Origin of the sequence: Bradyrhizobium sp. (assembly GCF_030654605.1) — a bacterium.
Taxonomy (GTDB): domain Bacteria; phylum Pseudomonadota; class Alphaproteobacteria; order Rhizobiales; family Xanthobacteraceae; genus Bradyrhizobium.
In genome coordinates this window covers 1-5,249 of record NZ_JAURXB010000103.1, presented here as the reverse complement: position 1 = coordinate 5,249, position 5,249 = coordinate 1, and the positions used below count along the sequence as shown (strand labels likewise).

5 protein-coding genes are annotated in these 5,249 nt (G+C 64.8%); 4 read left to right on the top strand and 1 reads right to left on the bottom strand.

Going from position 1 to position 5,249, the window contains the following annotated elements; genetic code table 11:
- From fliP to Q7U29_RS10515, 4 genes are all read left to right on the top strand, one after another.
- Window positions 1–552, top strand: a 552-nt coding sequence (gene fliP / locus Q7U29_RS10530; protein ID WP_304741107.1) for a flagellar type III secretion system pore protein FliP, incomplete at its 5' end; no start/stop codon positions are given.
- A gap of 208 nt (window positions 553–760) precedes the next feature.
- A complete protein-coding gene (locus tag Q7U29_RS10525) occupies window positions 761–1,651 on the top strand; it encodes a hypothetical protein (RefSeq protein ID WP_304741105.1) in 891 nt (296 codons plus the stop codon).
- Window positions 1,652–1,657: 6 nt separating this feature from the next.
- Window positions 1,658–2,329, top strand: coding sequence for an HAD family phosphatase (locus tag Q7U29_RS10520; RefSeq protein ID WP_304741103.1), 672 nt, complete (start codon window positions 1,658–1,660; stop codon window positions 2,327–2,329).
- A gap of 5 nt (window positions 2,330–2,334) precedes the next feature.
- On the top strand, window positions 2,335–3,486 hold the full coding sequence (locus tag Q7U29_RS10515; protein ID WP_304741102.1) for an aminotransferase class V-fold PLP-dependent enzyme: 1,152 nt from the start codon (window positions 2,335–2,337) through the stop codon (window positions 3,484–3,486).
- A 77-nt stretch (window positions 3,487–3,563) separates the two neighbouring features.
- Here Q7U29_RS10515 and Q7U29_RS10510 read toward each other — a convergent pair.
- Window positions 3,564–5,249: adenylate/guanylate cyclase domain-containing protein (locus Q7U29_RS10510; protein ID WP_370691729.1), on the bottom strand; the 1,686-nt coding region annotated here is incomplete at its 5' end.

Sequence of the window (5,249 nt, the reverse complement as noted above, 5' to 3'; positions counted from 1 at the left end):
TCGTTCACCCGGATCGTGGTGGTGTTGTCGCTGCTGCGCACCGCCCTGGGTACCGCGACCGCGCCGCCAAACTCCGTCATCATTGCGCTGGCGATGTTCCTGACAGCCTTCGTGATGGGCCCGGTGCTGCAGAAATCCTATGACGACGGCATCAAGCCCCTGATCGCCAACCAGATCGGCATCGAGGACGCGCTGCAGAGGGCGTCGGTGCCGCTGCGCGGTTTCATGCAGAAGAACGTCCGCGAGAAGGATCTAAAACTGTTCATCGACCTGTCGAAGGAGCCGCCGCCGGCGACGCCCGAAGACCTGTCGCTGCGTATCCTGGTGCCGGCCTTCATGATCTCGGAACTGAAGCGCGCCTTCGAGATCGGCTTCCTGTTGTTCCTCCCGTTCCTGATCATCGACCTCGTGGTCGCCAGCGTGCTGATGTCGATGGGCATGATGATGCTGCCGCCTGTGGTGGTGTCGCTGCCGTTCAAGCTGATCTTCTTCGTGCTGGTCGACGGCTGGTCGCTGGTGGCGGGAAGCCTGGTGCAGAGCTACGGGGGATAGACCGGAAGGCTGGGGCTCCAACACAAAATCTCGAAAACAACCCCATGTACAGTAAGATCGGCTCCGGCCCGATCGCGCGTGCCGTTCGGGCTGTAGCCGAAAGAACGCACAGGCAAACAATGGGTTAACCCCGCTGGCCGGCCGCCCTGTTGTGAATTGGCCTCGCTCTTCCCTATGATGGACAAAACGCATTGGAGAACCCGCGTCCATGCAACAAGAATTCGACCGCGCCGCCGAGGATCTCGGCAACTCGATCCATCTCGAACACGTCAACGTTCAGGTGCCCGACCAGCGGCTGGCCACGTTGTTCTATGTTGCCGGGCTCGGGCTGACCCGCGATCCCTATCTGATGGTGTCCGACACCAACATGTGGGTCAATGTCGGCCGCAGCCAGTTTCATTTGCCGAGCGGCGCGCCGCAGGTGCTGCGCGGCAATACCGGCCTCGTGATTTCCGGTCGCGAGGCCCTGCTCAGGCGCCTGGCCGCCGTCGCCCCCAAACTGGCCGGCACCGCCTTCGGCTTCAGCGAGCACAACGACTATGTCGAGGCCATCTGTCCGTGGGGCAATCGCGTGCGCTGCCATGAGCCGGATGCCGCGCGGTTCGGGCGCATCACGCTCGGCATTCCCTATGTCGAGTTCGACGTACCGGTCGGCACGACGAAAGCCATCGCAGATTTCTATCCCGCGATGATGGGCATCCCCACCGAGCTGAAAAACGGCGACGGCGCTATGGCGCGCGCCAAGATGGGCAAGGACCAGTACCTGCAATTTCGCGAGACCGACCGCGCGCTGCCGGATTACGACGGCCATCACGTGCAGATGTACATCACGAATTTTTCCGGTCCCTATCGCCGGCTCTCGGATCGCGGCCTGGTCTCGCAGGAAGACAACCCCTACCAGTACCGCTTTCGCGACATTGTCGATCTCGCCGACGGCCGGCACCTGTTCACGGTGGAGCACGAGGTGCGCAGCGCCACCCATCCGATGTATTTGCGGCCGCTGGTCAACCGCAATCCAGCCTCGACCAACCAGACCTATGCGCACGGCCACGACCAGTGGGACTGGGCGATGGGACCGGACCAGTACGACGGGCGGTAGATTGGCATGCCCGGCTCAGTGAAGGCGTTGCTGTTCGACATTGACGGCACGCTGGCCGACACCGATGCGCTGCATCTGCAGGCCTTCAACCAGGTGTTTGGCCCGCGCGGCCACATCTTCGACCGCGTCCGCGCCAGCAAGGAGCTGATGGGGTTTTCCAACGCGTCCATCGGCGAGCGGTTTCTCCCCGACGAGCCGCCGGAGCGCCGATTGGCCATCATGGACGAAAAGGAGGCCGCCTTCCGCAGCCTCGTTGCCGGAAAGATCAGGCCGATGCCGGGACTGATGCCACTTTTGGCGCGCGCCGATCGAGCCGGCGTGCCGATGGTAGCGGTCACCAATGCGCCGCGTCTCAACGCCGAAATGCTGCTCGCCGGACTTGGGATATCAGATCGGTTCAAAACTGTCGTGATCGGCGACGAGCTTGCCCACGGCAAACCGCATCCGATGCCGTATCTGACAGGCTTGCGCGCCGTCAACGCGGCGTCAAGACTTTGTCTAGCCTTCGAGGATTCACGCTCCGGCATTCAGTCCGCGTCCGCGGCCGGCATCGCGACCATCGGTATCAGAACGAGTCTCGGCCACGCCGATCTGATCGAAGCCGGCGCGCTCACGACAGCCGAAAACTTCGACGATCCTGTTTTGCTCGATCGGGTCGCGGCGACGATGAACTGGTGACGCACATGCTTGGCTCGCAACGCGACCTGTTCGATATCCCGCGCGATATCTGCTACCTGAATTCCGCCTCTTACAGCCCGCTGCCGCTGAAAACCCTGCAAGCCGGCCGCGATGCGGTCGGGCGCAAGGGCCAACCCTGGACGCTCGATCCGGGCTTTGCCGGCCGCCAGCACGACCGCGCGCGCGTTGCCGCCGCGCGGCTGATCAACGCCGATGCCGCCGACGTCGCGCTGATCCCCTCGATCAGTTATGGCGTGGCGACGGCGGCGAAGCTGCTGACCATTCCGCGCGGCACCCGCGTGCTCGTGCTGGAGAACGATCACTCCTCGCCGGTGCTGGAATGGCAGACGCGCGCGGACGCACAGGGTTTTGCCGTCGAGACCGTTCGGCAGCCCGGCGATGGCGACTGGACCTCGGCGGTTTTAGCCGCCATCGAGCGGCCGGGCGCGGCGCCGGTTGCGCTGGCCTCGATCTCATCGGTGCACTGGTCCGACGGCGGCCTGGTCGACCTCGAAAAGGTGGCGACCGCGCTGCGGCGGCAAGGTGCCCTCTTCCTCATCGACGCGACGCAGAGCGCCGGCGTGCTGCCGCTGGACGTCCAAAAACTCGATCCTGATTTCGTGATCTTCCCGACCTACAAATGGCTGCTCGGCCCCTACGGCCGCGCCTTTCTCTACGTCGCCAAACGCCATCAGGGTGGCGTGCCGCTGGAGCAGACGCCGGGCGGCCGCCGCGATGTGCGCGCCGAGAACGCGGTCTATTTCTCAGACACAAGCTATGTCGGCGATGCCAGCCGCTTCGACATGGGCGAGCGCGATCATTTTGTCTCATTGGAGATGGCATCGATCGGCATGGAAATGATCGCCGAATGGGGCGCCGCGCGCATTGCGCAACGTCTCGCCATGCTGACGGAGCGGATCGCGGAAGGCCTGCGCGGTCTCGGCGTCAGCATTCCGCCGCGTCACCTGCGGGCGCCGCATATTTTATGTCTCGGCTTCAAGGACGTGACGGTCAAGGCGCTGGTCGAGGGGCTGGCCACCGAGGGCGTTTTCGTCGCGCCGCGCCTCGGCCGCATGCGCGTTTCGCCCCACGTCTTCAACGACGAGGCCGATGCCGACCGTTTTGTTGCGGCGCTGGGCCGAAGGCTGCGGGATTAGCCAACCTTGGCCTGCCGGCTACCCGGGTCACCCACGCAACTGCGCTGCCGACGTCAGCCACATCGCAATTTCCGCCGCTACTTCCGTTCCAGATGCCACGCGCCGTCCCAGCGCTCGCCGGGCGGAGCCGCGGCCAGCTTCTCGATCCGCTTGATGAATGTCATCGACGGCCCGTCGCCCGGCATCGCCACTAGTGCGGCTTCAAACGACCGCCGCGCCTCGTCCCAGCGCTGCGCCCGATAGGCCGCAAGCCCTTCGGCGAAGCGTGCGCGCAATTCGAGTTGCGCCGGCGTCAGTTCGCCCTTCAGCCCCATGATTTCGAATACCGCCTGCGGCAGGGATTGACCGACCGTCACGACCCGGTCGATTTCGCGCGCCTCGATCGCGTCGGAAGCTCCCTCGATCGTCGCCTCGGACACCAGGATGCGGCCGCCATACTCCTTGTTGGCGCCCTCCAGCCGCGACGCCAGGTTCACGGTATCGCCCATCACGGTATAGCTCATCATCAGCTCGGAACCGATGCTGCCGACCAGCACTTCGCCGGTCGCGATGCCGATGCGGATGTCGAACGTGTTGGGCAGCGAACGAACACCCAGCAATTCGGGCAATTCGGCCCGCAATTGCGGCACCAGCTGCAGCATCTCCAGCGCCGCACGGCTCGCGAGTTGCGCCTGCTCATCGGCGGCGGCGAAGGGCGGTCCCCAATAGGCCATGATGGCGTCGCCGATATATTTGTCGATCACACCCTGGTGGGCGCGGATCGGCGCCGACATCGTCGAGAAATAGCGGTTCATGACCTTGACCAGCCCCTGCGGCGTCATGCCTTCGCTGGTGCTGGTAAATCCCCTGACGTCGCAGAACAGCACGGTCATGACGCGCCGCTCGCCTTCGGCCGCCAGCGCCGGCCCCTCGAGCAGGCCTGCGACGACGCGCGGATCGACATATTTGCCGAACGTCTCGCGCAGCCGCTCCTTGAGCCGCAACTGCTCGACCATCTGGTTGAACGCAACCGTCAGATGGCCGATTTCGTCGCGCGAGGTGGCGACGATCGTTCCCTGCAGATTGCCGGCCTCGACGGCTCGCGCGCCCTCCAGCAACCGCCGCACCGGCCGGGTGACGCCGGTGCTGACGAGCGCGGCGAACACCAGGCCGAGGATGGCAGCCAGCACCGTCAGCACGACGGAGATCAGCATCACCTGCTGCTGCTTTTCCACGGTCATGCTGGAATCCCGGCGCAGCAGCGCCAGCATGTCCGCCCGAATGCCGTCCAGTTTCCTGTTGAGGTCGTCGCGAAGGTCGTCGACGCGCTCCATCTCCTCGTCAAGCGCCTTCTCGTCGCCGCTATCAAGCGCCGCCAGCAGGCGCTTGATCTCAGCCTCGAGGCGTCGGCGAGTGTCGTCATTGATGGCATCGATCCGGCTCTCGAATTGACTGAGCGCCGATATCTCGCCGAGCGCCGGCCCCTTCGCGATCAGCCCCCGGATCAAGGCGCGCGCGGCCAGGATCTCCAGTTCGACCTGTCCGCCCAGCGATTCGTAGCGGTCGCGCAGCGCCGTTTGCCGGCTGCCGTCCTCCGGAGATTGCAGTTTGTCGATCACGATCCGGCGTATCGCGATGCCCTGCTCGAGCGAGCGGATATTGGCCCGCGCGAGATCGCCATAGGCAGGCACGTAGCTGTAGGCGAACTCCTCGATCCGGGTCCCGACCTGCATCACCAGCACCACGGTCCAGATCGCGGTTATCACCATCAACGCGATCAGCGT